This is a genomic window from Hahella sp. KA22, from assembly GCF_004135205.1.
Classification (GTDB): Bacteria; Pseudomonadota; Gammaproteobacteria; order Pseudomonadales; family Oleiphilaceae; genus Hahella.
This window is the reverse complement of record NZ_CP035490.1, coordinates 6,548,651-6,568,352: the sequence shown is the minus strand read 5'-3', so window position 1 is coordinate 6,568,352 and position 19,702 is coordinate 6,548,651. Positions and strand designations below refer to the sequence as shown.

The window sequence follows — 19,702 nt, the reverse complement described above, 5'->3', positions numbered from 1 at the left end:
AAGCCAGCGCGGCTGGGCTTACAGAAACAGCTCGCGCAATTTCGCTCCAGGGTCGTCCGCGCGCATGAAGGACTCGCCCACCAGGAACGTATTGACCCGGTGGTGCTGCATCAAGGCCACATCTTCTGGCGTATGGATGCCGCTCTCCGTCACAACGATACGATCTTCCGGGATGCGATCCAGCAGCTTGATCGTTGTATCAAGGGAAACGTCAAAGGTGTGCAGGTCGCGATTATTGATGCCCACCAGCGGCGTATTCAATTCCAGAGCGTATTCCAGCTCCTGAGCGTTATGTACTTCCACCAGTACGTCCAGGTCGATCTCTCTGGCTTTGGCGCAGTAGCTCATCATCTGTTGGGGTGTCAACGCCGCGGCGATCAACAGAATACAGTCCGCGTTGAGCAGGCGGCTTTCATACACCTGATACTCATCCACGATGAAATCCTTGCGCAGCACTGGCAGAGACGTGGCGTTGCGAGCCTGAATCAGGTACTGGTCGGCGCCCTGAAAGAAATCAATATCGGTGAGGACGGAAAGACAGGCAGCGCCGCCTTGTTCATAGCTCTTGGCGATGGCTTCGGGATCGAAGTTTTCCCGGATCACCCCTTTGCTGGGAGAGGCCTTCTTGATCTCAGCGATCACCGCTGGAGCATTGTGCTGAATCCGCTTTTCGATGGCGCGGGCGAATCCGCGCACGGGGCCCGCCCGGTGCAAGCTGTCTTTCAGAACGGACAAAGGCTGGCGCATCTTGCGCGCTTCCACTTCCTGTTTTTTACGGTCAATGATCTTTCTCAGAATCGTAGGCGTGTCGTTCATAGGTTGACCTTTATTCCTCTTCCTTAAAGCAGGCCGAAAAACTGGCCAGCTCTTTTAGTTTAGCAAAGGCCAGCCCGGAACCAATCGCATCCTGGGCCATTTCCACGCCTTCTTGGAAGGAGCGGGCCAGGTCTGCGGCGTAAATCGCCGCCCCAGCGTTAAGGGCGACAATGTCCCGAGCTTTTTGTGACGTTTGATCCGTCGCTTTGGTCAGCGCTGCTTCAATCAGTTTCAGGCTTTCCTCTGCGCTGGTCACGGTCAGGCCGTCCAGAGAGCGGCGCATGATTCCTGCGTCTTCTGGAGTAAGCGTGTATTCGGAGATTTTACCGTCTTTCAGCTCCGCTACATGGGTTTCGCAGGCGAGACTGATTTCGTCCAGGCCGTCCGCGGCGGAAACAACCAGGACATGAGTGCTGCCCAGGCGTTGCAGTACTTCCGCCAGAGGCAGGCACAACAAGGGGTTGAACACGCCGATGACCTGCTTGGTCACGCCAGCGGGGTTGGTCAGAGGCCCCAGCATATTGAAGATGGTGCGGATGCCCATTTCCCGGCGCGGCCCGATCGCGTGCTTCATCGCGCTGTGATGGGCGGGCGCGAATAGAAAGCCGACGCCGATTTCCTTGATGGCGCGGGCGACTTGTTCGGTAGACATGTCCAGGTTGATGCCGGCGGCTTCCAGCACATCGGCGCTGCCTGACCGGCTGCTGACGCTGCGGTTGCCGTGCTTGGCGACTTTACCGCCCGCAGCGGCCACGACAAAGGCGGCGGCGGTGCTGACATTAAACAGATTGGAGCCGTCGCCCCCGGTGCCGCAGGTGTCTACCAGATGCGGGTCGTCAATATCGACTTTGCTGGCCAGCTGGCGCATGACCTGGGCGGCGCCGGTAATTTCGCCGACGCTTTCACTTTTGAATCTCAGCGCCATCAAGAACCCGCCAATCTGTGCGGGAGTGGCCTGTCCGGTCATGATCTGCTGCATGACCTCAATCATTTCTTCGGTGGTGAGGTCTTTTCTATCGACAACTTTGGCGATAGCGGCTTTGATATCCATGGCGCAATTCCTCGTAGTTTTTAGACTATGTTGTTTTCTTTTCCGGCGCGCAATTAAACCTAAGCTTACGCCGTTGGCTGATCTCTGACTTAGCGGCTGACCGATTGCTGCAAGAAGTTGCGCAGTAAGTCGTGGCCCTGCTCCGTAAGAATGGACTCCGGGTGGAATTGCACGCCTTCTATCGCCAGTTCCTTGTGACGCACGCCCATGATTTCTTCCAGACCACCGTCTTCATTCTGGGTCCAGGCGGTCACTTCCAGACAATCCGGCAGTGTGTCCGCGCGGATGACCAGTGAATGGTAGCGGGTCGCCTCAAACGGATTGTTGAGACCTTTGAATACGCCGATGTCGTTGTGATACACCTTGGAGGTTTTGCCATGCATGACTTTTCCGGCGCGAATCACTTCGCCGCCGAACGCCTGGCCGATGCTTTGATGGCCCAGGCATACGCCCAGGATAGGAAGTTTACCGGCGAAATGTTTGATCGCCGCGACGGATATCCCTGCTTCATTGGGCGTGCAGGGTCCGGGAGAGACCACCAGGTGCTGCGGTTGCAGCGCCTCAATTTCTTCTATCGTGATCTCATCGTTGCGATAGACGCGCACGTCTGCGCCCAGCTCGCCCAGATACTGCACGACGTTGTAGGTAAAAGAGTCGTAATTATCAATCATCACCAACATGTTCAAACCCTCAAAATTCTGTCTGTGTATTTGCCGTCATGTGATCGCAGGCTCATAGCCCTTTTTGCGCCATAGCCACAGCGCGGAACACGGCGCGGCCTTTGTTGAGGGTTTCCTTCCATTCCAGGCGCGGCACGGAATCGGCGACTACGCCGGCTCCAGCCTGAATATAAAGCGTCTTATCCTTGATAACCGCTGTGCGAATGGCGATGGCGGTATCCATGTTGCCGTTCCAGGACAGATATCCGATGGCGCCGCCGTAGACGCCGCGTTTAACTGGCTCAAGTTCGTCGATGATCTCCATGGCGCGAATTTTCGGGGCGCCGCTCAGCGTACCTGCGGGCAAGGTGGCGCGCAGTACGTCAATGGCGCTCAAGCCCTGGCGTAGTTTGCCGGTGACGTTGGAGACAATGTGCATTACATGAGAGTAGCGTTCGATCACCATCTTGTCGGTCAGTTCGACGCTGCCGATATCACTGACGCGGCCAACATCGTTGCGACCCAGATCGATCAGCATCAAATGCTCGGCGAGTTCTTTGGGGTCCGCCAGCAGCTCTTCTTCCAACGCCTTGTCTTCCGCCTCGGTGGCGCCCCGCTTACGAGTGCCGGCGATAGGCCGCACGGTGGCGACGCCGTCTTCCAGGTGGGCGAGGATTTCCGGTGAGGAGCCGACGACATGAAAATCGCCGAGATCCAGATGGTACATGTAAGGTGAAGGGTTGAGGCAGCGGAGAGAACGATACAGGTTGATGGGTTCGGCGGTGAAGGGGACGGACATGCGTTGTGATATCACTGTCTGCATGACGTCTCCCGCCAGTACGTATTCTTTTATCTTCTCCACGGCGGCTTCGAAGTTCGGTTGTGTGAAGCCGGAAGCGAAATCCTCCTCGGCAATCTGCAGGTCTTGCTGGACATGCAGGTTGTGCTCGGGAATGGGGCGTCGCAACAGGGTTTCCAGTTCATCCAGACGGGCCTGGGCGCGTTCGCTGGCTTCCGCTGCGCCAGGATCGACATGATGTATCAACATCAGACGTCCGCTCAGGTTATCGAACACCACCAGCTCATCCGACACCATCAACAGAATATCCGGCGTGCCCAGAGGGTCTGGCGGCGTGCTTTTGGCCAGCTTCGGTTCAATGTAGCGAATGGTGTCGTAGCCGAAGTAGCCCACCAGTCCGCCGTTGAAACGGGGCAGGCCGTCTACGTCCGGCACTTTGAAACGTTGCTGGAAGGTCTCGATGTAGGCCAGCGGATCAGCGCTTTCAGTGGACTCGACGAGCCCATTGTCTTCATAGAAATTGATCTGATGGCCGTTAACCTTCAACACGCTGCGACAGGGCAGACCAATGATGGAGTAACGCCCCCATTTGTCGCCGCCCTGAACGGATTCCAGTAAGTAGGTATAGGGCGCGTTGGCCAGTTTCAGATAGGTGGACAACGGAGTGTCCAGGTCCGCCATTACTTCGCGGACGACCGGGACGCGGTTATATCCCGCCTGATGATAGGCGGCCAATTGTTCGGGTGTCATGATGAATCTTGCCTCCGAGCTCGAATAAGCTAAGCACTAAAATACAAAGATTTGAAATATAGGCATGCCGATGAAACGGCAAAAAAAGATGTGCGGCGCCTAGCGCCATCGAGTCCAGACGGAGGAGGGAAGAAAGATGTTCAGGACGTTTTTTATATTCACTGAAACCTGGGTCTCTGGTGCATGAACAATATCGTAACCGCCCAGTAGCTTACAAAAGCTCTGGCGGTGAATCAACAGGCAAAATCCCCGGCGTTATTTTTTACGCAGGGGAGCCGCCTGTTCTTCACGTCCCATTGCCAGCAGAACCGGATCGGCGCTTTGTCTCGTGGAGAAGCTGTGTTTATCTTCGACGCTGCGCCAGTGGATGCGCGCCATGGTTTGCGCCACTGAGCCGCCCAGGGTGTCGCCAGGGCCAAGCACGACGATGCGATCCGGAGAAAATTCTTTCAGCGTGACTTCTACCGCTTTGGTGAAATCATAGGCCTCAACGACCTGATGACCCAGCGTGTAATCCCACAATGCCTGCGTGTCCGTGCTCCAGGGCGTCCAGATGACGCCGCGACCATCCACCAGCGGCGTCTGCGGCGCGCGGAACGGCGCTGTTGGAAGTTCCCGACGCGCCTGTTGCATAACGGGATTTTGCAAAGGCGTATGGAACGCGGCGTGGTTGTGCAGCTTCATGGGAAAACGTTCCTGCTCCGGCGGCAACTGCGCCATCATCATTTTGCAGGCGCGATCGCTGCCGGCCAGCACCAGCATACCGCCCAGTTCAATGGAGACAAAGGCTTCTTCTGCGCCTAGCTCGTCATTGATGTCGTTTAGCAGCGCCAGAACCTGTTCGCGCCGACCGGGAAGCGGATTCCATTGCGGGTCGAGCAGGGTGTAGACCAACTGGCCGCCAATAAGCGCGTTGTGCATCGCCAACCCCATGTAGTTGATCAGATGCAGGGCGTCCATCGGCGCTAGCGCGCCGGCGCACGCGAGGGCGATATACCAGCCCATACTGTTGCCGGTGACGGCGACAATGTCGTAGCGGTCATGGTCGATACTGAGGAAGTCCGCGTAGGCGCAAGCGTAAATGAGAGCGGACGCGTTGTCTCCGGAAGAATGCTCTTTCAAGGAATACTTGTCGCGGCCATCCAGGTCGCTGAGCGTCACCTGTCCCTGTTGCGCCCGATAGGCGTCGAACTCGCTGAGCAAAGAGATTTTGTCGGCGTGATTGCGCTTCAGATAACCCAGTTCATTCTGGTTGTAGGTCCCGCGACCGGGGCAGACAATGGCGATTCTTTCTTTCATGTTATGTTCCGCACGCTGTTAATCGTCTCTGCGAGTTATCCGATTATTTCCACTTATTCCGCTTTCGTCCGACTATTCCGCTTTCGCTAGTAGGATATGGCCGAGCAGAGACCTGGCCGCCTCGACGATGCCGTTTCTGTCGGGCAGTGTGCAGGTGGCGGCGCGACCCAGGGGGATGAAGGAGTCTTCCGCGCACAGACGACTGACTTGCGTACGATCCCAGCCGGACTCCATGAGCAGAGTCATGATTTCCTCGCTGACAGATCCTGTGCGTCGGCACTCATCCACCACTAAAATTCGCTCACAGCCATCAATGGCTTCCAACAATGCGTCCTCGGGTAGCGGTAACAGCCAGCGCAGGTCGATAATACGCAGGCGAACGCCATCCTGCTCCAGCGTTTTCGCCGCCTGACGGCTCAGGTAGTAGCCATTGCCGTAGGTGATGATCGCCAGGTCCTTGCCTTTGCCCCACTGGCCGATTTGCCCGAAACCAATGTGCTGATTTTCCTGCGGCGGTAAGTAGGGGAAAGTCCATTGTCCATCGCCTTCTTCGTGTAAATCGCGAGTCATGTACAGGGCGATGGGCTCAAGGAATATCACCACGCGTTGCTCTTCCCGCGCCAGGCGGACGGATTCTCGCAGCATGGACACTGCATCCCAGCCGTTGGACGGACAGGCCACAACCAGACCGGGGATATCGCGAAACACATTAAAGGAGTTGTCGTTATGGAAGTGTCCGCCAAACCCTTTCTGATAGGCCAGACCTGCAATGCGCACCACCATGGGGTTGGTGAACTGTCCCTGCGAGAAGAAACTCAGAGTGGCGGCTTCCCCGCGCAGTTGGTCTTCGGCGTTGTGTACGTATGCGAGAAACTGGATTTCCACGATGGGCAGCAAACGGTTGTGGGCGACGCCAATACCCAGACCGAGAATGCTTTGCTCGTCCAACAGCGTGTCGATGACGCGATGGGAGCCGAACTTCTCCTGCAGCTTCTGGGTGACCCCGTATACACCGCCTTTGCGCCCGACATCTTCACCGGCGAGGATGATGTCGGTGTGGCTCAGCATTAAGTCGCTAAGCGCCCAGTTAATCAGGCGGGCGGTATGTTGCGGCGACTCCATCTGCACGCGCTCGCGGGCGAATATGCGCTCGCGCGCTTCCTGGTAAGCGTCGTCGTATTCCGTTTGAGGCGCGGTTGCGCGGCGCGGCGGCGTCAGGCTGGCCATTACAGATTTGCTGGTCAGTAATTTGGGGCGCTTGATGGCTTCCTCCGCCACCTTCACCACGCGCTCTGTCGTGCTCTGATACATCTCGATAATGTCGTGGGCGCTCAATATCCCATGCTCAATGAGAATACGCGCCGAGTGCAGTAAGGGGTCCTGCGCTTCATGGGCTTCGATTTCTTTCATGCTCAGATAAGCCTGCTGGGCGTCAGAGCCCGCATGCCCCATCAAACGTACGCAGGACATATGTAGAAATGCAGGTTCACGACGCTTTCTGACGAAGCTCTCAGCACGGTGGGCCGTAGCGTAGACATCCGCAAAATTCAGTCCGTCGCAGCGCAGATAATGCAGACCGGGACGGCGACTCATATTCGCCTCCACCCAGCCCTGGGGGGTGCGTACGGAAATGCCGATGCCGTTATCTTCGCAGACCCACAATAAGGGCAGCGGCACGCGCTGGTAAGCGGTCCAGCATGAGGTGTTAATGGCCCCCTGAGCGGTTGAGTGGTTCAGCGACGCGTCGCCAAAACTGCACAGAACCACCGCGTCGTCAGGCATTTCGCCATTGAGCTTGAGGCGGCGGTTGAGTCCGATGCTGTATGCCGCCCCTACTGCTTTCGGCAGGTGTGAGGCGATGGTGCTGGTTTGCGGCGGAATGAACAGTGATTTCGAGCCCAGCACTTTATGCCGTCCGCCAGCGATAGGATCTTCTGCGGATGCGGCGAAGCTAAGCAAGAAGTCCCAGGCGATAGTCTGCCCGGGAACCTGCTTGCTGCGTTGAATCATAAAAGCGGCGTCCCGGTAATGCAGAAAGGCCATGTCGTTGTGCCGGAACGCCGCAGCAATGGCGGCGTTGCCCTCATGACCCGAGCTGCCGATGGTGTAGAAACTTTCTCCCCGGGACTGCAACTTGCGCGAGTGCAGATCCAGAATGCGCGAGAGCGCCTGGGATTCGAATATCGCCGCCGCCTGCGCCGGACTTAAGCCGGCCTGTTGTGGCGATGTGTCGGACAGCGGGGCGGGTAGATCCCCTGTGCTGACGCGACGAAGAAAGTTTTGTTCCACCACTTCAGCCCGGTTTTGCATGAAGAGCTACCTCAGCCTGATTCAGTTCTTGGAAAAGCTGTTTATGTCTTGACGGCGTAGAGCCGGCGCTTAAGCGCCGGTGAATGCCTGAATGCCAGTTTGCGCACGCCCCAAAATCAGAGCGTGGATATCATGCGTGCCCTCGTAGGTGTTCACTGCCTCCAGGTTGCACACATGGCGTATGACGTGGAATTCGTCGGCGATGCCGTTGCCGCCGTGCATATCGCGGGCGATGCGGGCGATATCCAGGGCTTTGCCGCAGGAGTTGCGTTTGATCAGGGAGATCAGCTCTGGCGCGCAGCGGCCTTCGTCCATCAGGCGACCGGCCTGTAAGCAGCCCTGCAAACCAATGCCAATTTCTGTTTGCATATTGGCGAGTTTCAGTTGAATAAGCTGATTCGCCGCCAACGGACGGCCAAACTGTTTGCGGTCAAGGCAATACTGGCGCGCCTGGGTCCAGCAAAATTCCGCAGCGCCCAAAGCGCCCCAGGCAATGCCGTAGCGAGCTTTGTTAAGACAACCGAAGGGGCCTTTCAAGCCGGAAGCGTTGGGTAGCATGTTGGCTTCAGGAACGAAGACGTCGTCCATCACTATCTCGCCGGTAATCGACGCACGCAGGGAGAACTTGCCCTCAATTTTTGGCGCGGTCAGGCCTTTCATGCCTTTTTCCAAAATGAAGCCGCGGATCTCGCCATCCAGCTTCGCCCATACCACCATCACATCGGCGATAGGGGAGTTGGTGATCCACATTTTGGTTCCTTTGAGCAGGTAACCATCGGCGATCCGTTCAGCGCGGGTGCGCATGCTGCCGGGATCGGAGCCGGAATCGGGCTCTGTCAGGCCGAAGCAGCCCACCCACTCGCCGGACGCCAGCTTGGGCAGGTATTTCTTGCGTTGCTCTTCGCTGCCGTAGGCGTAAATAGGATGCATCACCAGTGAAGACTGCACGCTCATAGCGGAGCGATAGCCGCTGTCCACTCGTTCGACCTCGCGCGCCACCAGTCCGTAGCTAACATAGTTGGCGCCGGCGCAGCCATATTCTTCGGGCAAAGTGCAGCCCAATAGACCCAATTCGCCCAACTCGCTCATGATCTCGCGATGGAAGATCTCCTTACGGTTGGCTTCAAGGATGCGAGACATCAGTTTTTCCTGCGCATAGTTACGCGCCGTGTCCCGAATCATGCGCTCGTCGTCGGTCAGCTGGGTCTCCAGCAGAAACGGATCGCTCCAGTCGAATTGGGGTTTGCTTGCGCTCATTGGATCACCTTTTCCTGAATTGGGTTCGCGCCATACGCGCGCCATTTTAGGTCTAGCATACGAGCGCTTTTGGTAAAGTAGAAATATTATTTATATGCATGTGATATAGTTAATTCCTATATCAAAAGCCGGAACGCTCACTATGGATTTACGAGAACTGCGGTACTTCATTGCGGTGTATGAGTTGGGCTCTATCTCCGCCGCTGCAAGGCGTTGTTATGTGGCGCAGCCTTCTATCTCCGCCGCTATTCAGCATTTGGAGGCGCATCTGGATACGATGCTGTTTTCCCGTCACAGTAAAGGCGTTTATCCCAGTGACTCGGCGCAACGACTTTATCCTCTGGCGAAAAAGCTCACTAGCGAAGCATTGGCGATATCTCAATTATTTCGCAACAAGCCGCAACCCATGCCCTTTTCCCTCGGGCTGATGCGGTCTTTGGGGGCGGAGCGCATGAGTTTTTTGCTGAAAGAGCTGATTCAGTCGGTGGAGTCGCTGGAACTGAGTCTGGTGAACCCCGAGGAGCCCTGCGACGCCCGCATTATCACGCCGGCCTATTTGCGTGAAGACGAACGCTTTCAACCTATCTGGCTCGACCGTTATCTGTTGGCGCTGCCAGCGGGGCATTCGCTCAGTCTGCAGGAACAGGTGACATTGGAGGAACTGGATAATCTGCCCTTTATTCATCGTAGTCCATGTGACGCCCTGGAAAGCCTGCAGCAGGAATTACGGCATCGCAAAATCAGTTTTCTGACACGGGCGAATATTCGCACGATTGAGTACGCGTTGGGCCTGGTCAGCGCTGGCGTAGGCGCCGCGCTGGCGCCGGACTGGCCGGAAACCCGTGAGCGTAAGGACATCGTATTGCGCCCTCTGGTCGATGTGAAGCTGGAGCTGGAAATTGGTCTGGCGTATCCGAAGAAGCGCGCCATGGAAGGGCCCTTGGCCTGTCTGCAAGGACTGTGTCTAAGGCGCTGGGAAGAAGCGGGGACCCAGGAACGCGCTGGCGGATGACGGGTTCTGAGTAAAAACGCCGCTTGGTTTGGCTGTGCTATCGCCTAAAAATGCGCAGGGCGTATCGACATGCAAAACAGAGCCTATGTTTGAGGATAGGGCTCTGCTAAGTTTAGACATGCTCTTTCTAAACATTCCCACCTTTATCTTGACCAACGGATGAGAAGTTATGGCGTTTTCCAAACTTGAACAGAACATATTGAAAGCGAAAGGCCTCAGCGAAGACAACATTCAGTCCTTGGTGGACGCAGGCATTGAAAGCAAACAGGACTTTCAGACCGTCGGCGACGCCGCAACTCTGGCTGCATTGTCCGGACTTGAGCAAAGTGTCGCTGCTGAAGTGATGGCCTGGGCGGTTGGTCCACAAGCGGCCTCTACGTCCTCCTCTTCCTCAACTTCTTCCGCATCTGTATTAAACCCTTCCGTTGTTGTTGAAAGCGCGGACATCGTGAAGTGCGCCCATTGTCAGCAGCGCCAGCCCAAAGACTATAAAAGCGGCGACCTTTGCGTTTCCTGTGGACGTCAGGTAGAGCGCTTCGCTACCTGTCACTGGTGCGCGGCGTCCGGCCCCGGCAATTTCTGCCGCTCATGCGGCGCAGAGTTCGTACCGGTAGCGGATTTTGAAATCGCAGTATTGCTCAAGCGAGAAGGCGTCGCCAAAGATCAGATTGCACAGCGAGTCCGAGACATGTCCGCAGATGAAAAAGATACCCTGTGGGGACGGATTCGTAGCCTGCGCGGCCACTCTTAACTGCTGGCGAACTAGCTTCTCTGCGCAGCGCTCATGCGCTGCGTCTCTATTTTGCATCATCGATTGACGTGAAGCGGGCTGCGTCATGATTCAGTACAGGTGTTTCCAATGGATGTAATGTATTGCGAGCAATGTCATGCGAAGCAACCCAATGACTGGCGCGCCGGCGACAGTTGCGTGGAATGCGGCGGCATTGTGCGCTCCGATGTGCGCTGTGGCTGGTGCGCGAAACTGACCGCGCCGGGCAAGTTCTGTCGGCAATGCGGCTTTGAAATGACCAACGCGGAGCATTACGGCGTCGCTCGTATGCTGAAGCAGGCCGGGGTGGATCAACTGCAGTTAAGGGAACGTTTGCTGAGCCTGCCGCAGGATCGCATCGACCATTACAACAGCCTGTACAATCAGCATCTCACTCTGGCTTTGAACCGCATTGACGAGCTGCGTCTATGTCAGCGTTATCTGACGTTCAAGGAACATGTTTTCAATCTGGAAAATGAGCTGATCGGCCATTTGCCATGGAATGACCAACAGTCCACTCTGATGAAATCGGGACCGCAAGGGCCATTCGAAAATCAGATTGAACGACTTTCCGAAATCGCGGCTGCAAGTCCCTTGTCGTCTACCCGAATCCTCGCTTTTATTGCGTGGGTGCGCTGCCCGACAATTGAAATCAATGAAGAGTTGGAAGCGCACTGGTTCGACGCGGTTTTGGCCGGTGTGCAAACAGGCGGCGTCATTGCCAGGGAGGCTTTTCATGCCCTCGGTCATTGGCGGACGCAGGGGCGTCTGGCCGAGTCTGGGCCGCTAAAGCAGCCTGAGCGCGCGCAGGAATGTCTGCAGGCCATGTTCAGATTATGGAAGACGCAGCCAGACACTGGACGTCCCTGGCTGGCCTGCGCACTTTTGCATCTTTCCAGACTCTGCGAGTTGGACCTGCCTCAAGCCGAGCAGGACGACGTTATTTCCCTGGTCAGCGAGGCCTTGACGTCTGCGGAGGCTGACCTTCGTTGCTCGGCCGCTTTGTTGCTGGAGGATGAAGCAGTGCTTGCCGAATGCCTCAATTCGCCGCTGTCCTCCCTTGTATGCAAAGCAATTGTCGTATTGGCGCGCCAAGGCTCAGCCTCGCTGGCTGCTTATGTGTCCCGTCGAGGCGATCACTGTGAGTTTTTGTTGTGGCGTTTGATTGAGGAAAGACGTTCAGCTTTGCCGGCGGCGCTGACGTTATCCCTTTGGGGATTATTGGAGGACGAAACAGTAGGAGAGAACTCGCGTCGATACGCCATTCAGATACTCCTGGCGCTACCCCAGGAAAAACGGGATGACTCTCGTATAGCCGCGATTTGTCAGCGCAGCCAATTGTTGGATGGATTGTACACGATGCTGGCTATTGGCGACGCAGGAGCGCAACGCTGCGCCCTGGAGGCGATGGGGGAATATCCGCTGGCGCCGCAGTATTTGGAGGCTATCGCCTATGCGGCGTCCCGCACGCCCATGCCGCTGAATATGATCGAGGCCTGGCGCAAATTTATACTTGAGGCGATTGGCGCTGGAACGCTGGATCAATACAGCAAAGCGTTGGGACAGATTCTGTGTGGGCAGATTAATCTGGATGGCCATGAAGGTTTTCTGTGTTTGCGCTTTATTTTGCAGCAGAGCTTTAACGCCAAAGCTCCACTTTATGCAAACGCCTGTTTCCAGCTATTGCGCGATTCAGCGGGAACGCGCATGACCTATCGTTCTCCCGAAGACGGCTCTATGACGGAGTTGGAGATGGGGCCAGAGTTCGCGCGTCACTTCTTTGGCTCCGCTGACCTGTTCGCCACCATGTTCTGTGAACTCATTTCCCGGGCGGACGATATGCTCGTGTGGAACTGGGCGCTGGAGCAGTTGGATCGTTCGAAGTTCGACGGCGTCCAGGATAGTATCTGGATGCACATTACGCCTTCCAAACATATGTTGCTTGAACGACTCGCTATGCAGCTGATAGGACGCGCAGGGCAAGGAGATTATGATCGCAGAAAGATCGCCAGATTTATGTTTCAAGCGCCAAGCGGAATAATTTCTCCTCTGGTCCAAGCATTGGAAAAATTGAGCATCGACGCTAACAACCTGGAAGCAATTATGGATGGCGAAGATTGTGGAGAGTACTCCGCCAGAATGGTGGAAAAAATCTTTGAATTCGCCTTAACCCAGGAAAATGAAGAGACGGATCGCGCAATAGCCAAGTTTGCTGAATATCAGGCCTATCGGCGTGGAGTGGGGTCTTATCATGTCCTGCGCACGTTGCTGACGATGGCGCTGACCTATGAGTCCTCAACCTTGACACGTCGCGCAGCGAGATGGGCGCGTAACCTTTCGTTGTCCTTGCACCGCTACCGAATTTCCCCTGATGGCGAAGAACGCCCTTGCAGGCTCAGCGCGCAGTGGATCGCGGATATGTTTCATGATGAAGGTCACTTCCTGCAAAGCCTCATTAATCTGTTCTATGCGCCGCAACCGCCCATCTCGGCCGCCTGGTTTGTGGAGAAAGTAGTGCGAGAAGACGAGGACAATTATCTGTCGACCTTGCTGGCGGAGCGCCCCAACGCCGCTATCTACTTTATGTGCGCAGCGCTGAATCTGCTGCGCTTCAAAGATCTGGATGAAGACAACACGCATTGGCGCAATTACCTCAGTCGCGCCACGCAAAAAGCCTTTGATGAAAGTTATGTTTCGGAAGAACTTATCTGGCGGTTGTCGACGTTGCCGGATATCACTTCAGACATGCATTACTACATGGAAAATATGTTGGCCCGCTCACTGCGCTGGCTTGCGGAGCAAGATCCGCAGACCTGCGCTAACATGACCCAGGCCTTAATGGAGCATCCAGCAGTTAACTCAAGTCTGTTGTATGTGCTCAAGGACTTTTGGGCGGAGTGGGGAGAGGCATGGATGGCGTCTCAGCCGCAGGCGGCGGAAGCAGCGCCGGTCGAAGAGCCCGTTGAAGATTCGATTGAAGAGACGGCCTGCGAGGAAGAAACACAGGAAGACGCTCCTGCTTCATTAATTGAGCTCGCCGCTTGTTGTGATGCGTCAGAAACCTGGCTGACGGAAGTCGTAGAACGCTTGTTCGCTCCGGAGGATGAAGCCTTGCCTGTGTTGCTCGGCAGCATGCACGGGCAGGTCGACGAGTTGAAGCAGACGGTAACCCATTCTCCTGGCGTAGCGAATACGCTGTTCGCTCAATTAACTCGGTTGGTGGCCCATGCTGGCGATTTGCCGGAAGACGAGGGCATGACGGTTTTTTATCAAGCGCTGACCTTGTTTCAGCAATTGGCGGAGGGCAGTCCCTTTCGTTATCCCTACATGTTGCAATTGGCGGAGTTCCATCAGGCCCGAGAGCGTGGGCAAGTTTATGAGTTTAACCTGAACCAGATGTTTGAGGCCCTGTCCGACGATACTTGGCGGGCGATGTCGCAACAGTACAAGGGAACGCTGCAATGATAAACCACAACCAAATCAGCGAAACGGTTATTGAGCGAGTTGTGGATGATCCGCTACTGCAGGCCTATTGGCTGGTATGTCCGGCTGAAAATATTCCTTATCAGCGAGTGGGGCAGGTGTCGCTAGGTCTGCATACAATCCGCTGGCAATACAATCTGGAAAAAGGGCAGTACTATCTGCTGCCTTTACGGGTGGACGGCGCTTTGTTTCTGGAATGGTTGAGCAGTGACGCGACCATGGGCTGCATTTTATGGACGCATTGCGACCTGGAAACCGTGGCGAAGCATCTCCGCTTTCGTCGCGACGCCGGTGAAGAAGAATGGCTGGCGACGGATATGCGGCATTGGGCCTGGACGATGGACGGACTCACGCCGCAAGGCCTCGGTCGATTTCTCGGGCCGATAGAGGCGCTTTGGTCGCATCACCCTGACGGAGACTGGCGTGTTTTCACCAACTCAGCCCCGGATAGCGGCAATGACTCCCCACGCAGAACACCTTCTGATAAACCCTTGTCTGACGTTCAACTCTGGGGATTGGCGGTTTCCGCTATCTTGACTGAGTTCAATCGAGCCAGGCATGACTTGCTGGGGAGTGAAGTGACGACGCCGGAAAGCGTGCAGGCCTGGAAGGAGGGGTTGCAGGAATGGTGGTCGGTGACGGACAGAGACAGCCTGTTGGAGACATTGGACTTTTTACTCGAAGGCGGCCATCGGGCGGGCTTTGATAAGCTGCGTGAGCAGGTCATGCCGCTGACGGCGGAGCAATACAAAGCCGCCTGGGAAGCGAATGAAGATGAAGCGCTTCGCGCTAATATGAAAATCATCCGTCGTTTTTCCAACGCATTGGGCGAAGCTGGCATCGCCGCCTGGGATATCGCGCGCTATATTTCCCTGTGCCGCTGGGGGTATTTGGTAGGCATGATGTCCGAAGAGGAGGCCTGGGAGCGTATCCTGCACGCGTCGCGGGCGGTGCAGAGCATGTACCATAGCTGGCGGCAAATGGGCCTGGGATACGTCGTCGGGCGCATGTACTGGCAATCCGACGCCAGCGATGAGCATATGACAAGGTTTTTCAATCTGCTGCGACGTCAGACAGTCAGTCCTGACAGCTATTGGGTGAAGTTGCCCTGGGACCTTGATCTAGGCGGCGAAGAAGAGGAAAACCATGGCGCGGTGCACTAGCCGCGCCTGTTTCCTACTGGGTTCATTGCTTTATTCCTGTCACGCAATCGTCAACTCCTGTCGTTTTACTCTGGCATAATTTCGTCTCTTCATAGCAATGAAATTGACGGCGGGAACGCCGTTGCAGTTTGTCATTTTTATGGTTGATAGAGGCGGGTGATCAAAATATAATCCGCCCCCGCTCACCCATCGTTAGTTGTCATGGTAGTCAGGATGTCTGAAAAAAATTCCACAGGGAGGTTGGATACCGGCCTCGCTGCGTTGGTGATGTTGGCCCGGTTTCACCAGGTCGCCGCCGATCCCGCCCAGATTCAACACCACTTCGGTACTCACGAAAACGCCTTTACTGAACAGGCGCTTATCCGTGCTTCCCGGCATCTGAAATTGAAAGCCAAAGCCTTTACTTCTTCCTGGGAGAAGCTGGCTCATATCGCTTTACCGGCTATAGCTGCGACGCAAGATGGACGCTATGTCGTGCTTGCTCGCGCGGCGGAAGACAAAGTTCTGATTCAGGACCCGGCAAGTCAGGGCCCGCAGACTTTATCCAAAGATGAGTTTATGGCGCTTTGGTCAGGACGGTTAATCCTCATTACGAAACGTTCAGTGTTGCCAGGCATGAGCGGGAAGTTTGATATCAGCTGGTTTATTCCCGCCATCCTCAAATATAAGTCCCTGTTGCGGGATGTAATCATCGCCTCGTTTTTTATCCAGCTTTTTGCGTTGATTACGCCTCTGTTTTTCCAGGTAATCATTGATAAAGTGCTGGTGCATAAGGGCTTAACCACACTGGATGTGCTCGCTTTCGGGCTGATTGTCCTCTCTATATTTGATGTGGTGTTGAACGGCCTGCGGAACTATGTGTTCAGTCATACCACCAACCGGGTTGATGTGACCCTTGGCTCTAAGTTGTATCACCACCTGATTCATCTGCCGATTTCCTACTTCCTGATGCGCCAAGTGGGCAATACCGTAGCCAGGGTGCGGGAGCTGGACACGATTCGGAACTTTATCACCAGTTCTGCGTTGACTCTGGTGATTGATCTATTTTTCACCATCGTCTTTTTTGTGGTGATGTACTTTTACAGCCCGACCCTGACATGGGTAGTGCTGGGCTCGATACCTTTCTATGTGGCGCTGTCCGTCTATATCACGCCAATCCTGCGCAACCGTCTGGATGAGAAGTTCAAGCGCGGGGCCGAAAACCAGGCGTTTCTAACAGAGTCCGTGTCCGGCATGGAAACTGTGAAAGCCATGGCTGTGGAGCCGCAGATGCAGCGTCGCTGGGAGGAGAATCTGGCGGCATATGTCGCGGCGTCTTTTAAAGCCAGTAACCTGGGCAATATCGCCAGCCAGTCCGCACAGCTAATCAATAAAATTGTAACGGTGTTGATTCTGTGGATTGGCGCCACATTGGTCATGCAGAACGATTTGAGCATCGGTCAGCTTATCGCTTTCAACATGATCGCGGGGCGCGTTAGCGGTCCAATTCTGAAGCTCGTGCAACTGTGGCAGGACTTCCAGCAGGCGGGTATCTCCATTGCGCGACTAGGCGACATTCTCAATACTCCGACGGAGCCTGGGCATAATCCCAACCGCACCACCTTGCCGCAAATCCAGGGACAAGTCAGCCTAGAGAATGTCTCCTTCCGTTATAGCCCTGATCAGCCTCATATCTTGCGCAACCTGTCTCTGGACGTGAAGCCGGGCGAAGTTATCGGCATCGTTGGTCGTTCCGGTTCTGGCAAAAGTACGCTGACCAAGCTGGTGCAGCGTCTCTATGTCCCACAAGCTGGGAGAGTATTGGTTGATGGCGTGGATCTGGCGCAAATGGAGCCCGCCTGGCTGCGCCGTCAGGTTGGCGTTGTATTGCAGGAGAACCGGCTATTTAACCGGTCGGTGAAAGACAATATAGCCCTGGTCGACCCAAGCTTACCCATGGAGCGGGTTATTCAGGCTGCGAAACTGGCCGGCGCTCATGAGTTCATCGTGCAGCTGCCGCAGGGATACGACACGGTTGTGGGCGAGCAGGGCGCGTCTCTGTCTGGAGGTCAGCGTCAGCGCATCGCCATCGCCCGGGCGTTGATCTGTAATCCGCGCATTCTGATTTTTGATGAAGCCACCAGCGCTTTGGATTATGAGTCTGAGCGAGTCATTCAGGAAAACATGCGCCATATGTGTCGCGGCCGTACTGTGTTCATTATCGCGCACCGGCTTTCCACCGTTCGTCAGGCGGATCGTATTATCGTGGTGGATAAAGGCGAAATCGTGGAAAGCGGTAATCATGACCAACTGCTGCAGCAGGGTGGCTACTACACCAAGCTCTACAGCTATCAGAATCATACTCCCGCAATACGTAAAGTGGAGACGACTGCGCCAATCGAAGCCGTTATCGGTAATGCTGAGAAGGGAGGCGCACAATGAGTCAGACGCAACCCCAACCGCAAAAAAAAGAAATTCTTTCCCAGCAGGAAATTCTGGAGTTTCTGCCGGCGGCGATTGAGATCGAGCAAACGCCTGCGTCTCCGTTGGGGAGAGCCATTCTTTGGGCGATTGTCCTGTTATTCAGCATCGCCGTGGTCTGGGCGTGCTTCGGCAAGATCGACATCGTCGCCGTTACGCAGGGCAAAGTCATTCCCAGTGAACGAGTTAAAACAATTCAGCCCTTGGAAACTGCTGTCATATCTAAAATTCATGTTGGCGACGGTCAACTGGTCAAGGCTGGCGACTTGCTGATAACCCTGGATGGGGCGCAGGCGGAAGCGGACTTGCGTCGATTGGACGGCGAGTGGCGGGAAAGCGCGGCTCAGGCGCAACGCTACAAAGCCATGGCTGACTGGCTGCAGCAGGAGCGTAAAGACGTTCCTGTCATGCCTGAAGATGAAACGCTGCCAGCCATTCTGCAGCAGCAACATCGCAACTTGCTGCAACAGGAAGCGGCCGAATTTATTGCCCGTTTGAACGCCTTGGAGCGCGAGGCGGCCCGGCTGAACGCGGAGCATGACATGACCGTGGCCGAGATCACCAAGCAAAGCCGTATTCTGGAAGTGCTGCGGGAGCGGGTGAATGCCTTGGATATCATGCAAAACCGTAAGCTAGGCTCGCGTGTTCAGTATCTGGAGCTTAAACAGGAGCTAATTGAAGTCGAACAGGATCTGGCGGTGCAGCAAGCGCGCTTGAAGCAGCTTGGCGCCTCTCTCGCCGCCAATGAAGCTCAGCAAGAAACCCTGTTGCATGAACAGTATAAAAATACACTGGCGCAATGGCGGGAAGCGGACACCCGCGCCGCCTCGCTGCAGGAAGAACGCATCAAGGCGGAACAGCGTAGTCGTCAAACCCGCCTGACCGCACCCATTGATGGAACCGTCCAGCAATTAGCGGTGCATACGGTTGGCGGCGTTGTGACCCCGGCTCAGGAATTGATGCTAATCGTACCGGAACACAGTGAAATGGAAGTTGAGGCGTTAGTGCTTAACAAAGACATCGGCTTCGTTCAGGAAGGGCAATCCGCAGAAGTAAAAGTAGACACCTTCAACTTCACCAAGTATGGCGTTATCGACGCGGAACTCGTCGACCTATCCGACGACGCCATCCAGGACGAAAACCTCGGCTTGGTATACAAAGCCAGACTCAAACTCAAACAAGATGGACTGACGGTGGAAAACAAATACGTCCGCCTAAGCCCCGGCATGTCCGTCACCAGCGAAATTAAAACAGGTCAAAGACGATTAATTGAATACTTCCTGTCTCCGTTGTTGCGGTATAAGCAGGAGAGTTTGGGGGAGAGGTGATATGAAAAACTTAGTATTAATCCTGATCTTGTCGGGTGTTGCGCATTTCGCTTGGAATAAAGTAACTGAAGAAAAACCAGACTGGTTTCTGGATTTTGTCGCTGACTCAATACTATTTGATTCAACTGTTAATATAAATCTTAGTGCAGATCCAGGATGGACGGAGAACCAATTGGTTCAGCAATTTGACCACCTTTATCTTGTTTGTCAGAACGAATCTTCAGACTTGGGAGATCGGGTATGTTGGACGCGTATATCGTCACTCAATGGCGTTCCCGCCAAGGACATTGCTTTTTTCTTTCGAGATGACAGGTATCGCTTCCTTAGAGTAACGTTCGATGTGGAAAAGCACAGAGACCTTAAGTCTTATTTGGATGATAACTTTCGTTATGTCGGGATTTCACCTGGATCCAAAGAGAAAGTCGGTCAAGAGTTAGGTGTATGGAAAACGCTAAAAAGTACATTGGCGACTTATGTGGAAGCGCCTAGGGGAGAAGATGAAGTTATGTTGACTTGGTCTGTGTACTGAATCATTTAATCATCTTA

Annotated in this window: 14 protein-coding genes; 7 read left to right on the top strand and 7 right to left on the bottom strand. The window is 55.1% G+C overall.

The window, feature by feature from the left end; all coding sequences use genetic code 11:
- Positions 1 to 18: 18 nt before the first annotated feature.
- The 7 genes from trpC to EUZ85_RS28985 all read right to left on the bottom strand — a co-directional run bounded on the left by trpC (position 19) and on the right by EUZ85_RS28985 (position 8,941).
- Positions 19 to 816 carry an indole-3-glycerol phosphate synthase TrpC gene (gene trpC / locus EUZ85_RS29015; RefSeq protein ID WP_127973596.1) on the bottom strand — a complete coding sequence of 266 codons (798 nt, stop codon included), beginning with the start codon at positions 814 to 816 and terminating at the stop codon, positions 19 to 21.
- Positions 817 to 826: 10 nt separating this feature from the next.
- Positions 827 to 1,867 carry an anthranilate phosphoribosyltransferase gene (trpD, locus tag EUZ85_RS29010; protein ID WP_127973595.1) on the bottom strand — a complete coding sequence of 347 codons (1,041 nt, stop codon included), beginning with the start codon at positions 1,865 to 1,867 and terminating at the stop codon, positions 827 to 829.
- 89 nt (positions 1,868 to 1,956) lie between these two features.
- Positions 1,957 to 2,547, bottom strand: a complete 591-nt coding sequence (locus EUZ85_RS29005) for an aminodeoxychorismate/anthranilate synthase component II (protein ID WP_127973594.1) — start codon at positions 2,545 to 2,547, stop codon at positions 1,957 to 1,959.
- Positions 2,548 to 2,599: 52 nt separating this feature from the next.
- The gene (gene trpE / locus EUZ85_RS29000) at positions 2,600 to 4,075 is read right to left on the bottom strand and encodes an anthranilate synthase component I (RefSeq protein WP_127973593.1); all 1,476 of its coding nucleotides are present in this window, start codon (positions 4,073 to 4,075) and stop codon (positions 2,600 to 2,602) included.
- A gap of 255 nt (positions 4,076 to 4,330) precedes the next feature.
- Entirely contained in the window at positions 4,331 to 5,374 is a 1,044-nt protein-coding gene (locus EUZ85_RS28995; RefSeq protein ID WP_127973592.1) for an ACP S-malonyltransferase, read from the bottom strand.
- Positions 5,375 to 5,446: 72 nt separating this feature from the next.
- A complete protein-coding gene (locus tag EUZ85_RS28990) occupies positions 5,447 to 7,684 on the bottom strand; it encodes a thiamine pyrophosphate-dependent enzyme (protein WP_127973591.1) in 2,238 nt (745 codons plus the stop codon).
- A gap of 69 nt (positions 7,685 to 7,753) precedes the next feature.
- Positions 7,754 to 8,941, bottom strand: coding sequence for an acyl-CoA dehydrogenase (locus EUZ85_RS28985; protein WP_127973590.1), 1,188 nt, complete (start codon positions 8,939 to 8,941; stop codon positions 7,754 to 7,756).
- A 142-nt stretch (positions 8,942 to 9,083) separates the two neighbouring features.
- Here EUZ85_RS28985 and EUZ85_RS28980 point away from each other — a divergent pair, with 142 nt between their 5' ends.
- From EUZ85_RS28980 to EUZ85_RS28950, 7 genes are all read left to right on the top strand, one after another.
- A complete protein-coding gene (locus EUZ85_RS28980) occupies positions 9,084 to 9,953 on the top strand; it encodes a LysR family transcriptional regulator (protein ID WP_127973589.1) in 870 nt (289 codons plus the stop codon).
- A 169-nt stretch (positions 9,954 to 10,122) separates the two neighbouring features.
- Entirely contained in the window at positions 10,123 to 10,704 is a 582-nt protein-coding gene (locus EUZ85_RS28975; protein ID WP_127973588.1) for a zinc ribbon domain-containing protein, read from the top strand.
- A gap of 108 nt (positions 10,705 to 10,812) precedes the next feature.
- Positions 10,813 to 14,187, top strand: coding sequence for a zinc ribbon domain-containing protein (locus tag EUZ85_RS28970; protein WP_127973587.1), 3,375 nt, complete (start codon positions 10,813 to 10,815; stop codon positions 14,185 to 14,187).
- Positions 14,184 to 15,368 (top strand): DUF1266 domain-containing protein, encoded by a 1,185-nt coding sequence (locus tag EUZ85_RS28965; RefSeq protein ID WP_127973586.1) that lies wholly within the window; start codon positions 14,184 to 14,186, stop codon positions 15,366 to 15,368. The genes EUZ85_RS28970 and EUZ85_RS28965 overlap by 4 nt, the downstream gene beginning before the upstream one ends.
- Positions 15,369 to 15,581: 213 nt before the next feature.
- Entirely contained in the window at positions 15,582 to 17,789 is a 2,208-nt protein-coding gene (locus tag EUZ85_RS28960) for a type I secretion system permease/ATPase (RefSeq protein ID WP_164887390.1), read from the top strand.
- A complete protein-coding gene (locus tag EUZ85_RS28955) occupies positions 17,786 to 19,156 on the top strand; it encodes an HlyD family type I secretion periplasmic adaptor subunit (protein ID WP_127973584.1) in 1,371 nt (456 codons plus the stop codon). Before EUZ85_RS28960 ends, EUZ85_RS28955 begins: the two co-directional genes overlap by 4 nt.
- Position 19,157: 1 nt before the next feature.
- Positions 19,158 to 19,685, top strand: a complete 528-nt coding sequence (locus EUZ85_RS28950) for a hypothetical protein (protein ID WP_127973583.1) — start codon at positions 19,158 to 19,160, stop codon at positions 19,683 to 19,685.
- The last annotated feature ends 17 nt before the right edge of the window (positions 19,686 to 19,702 follow it).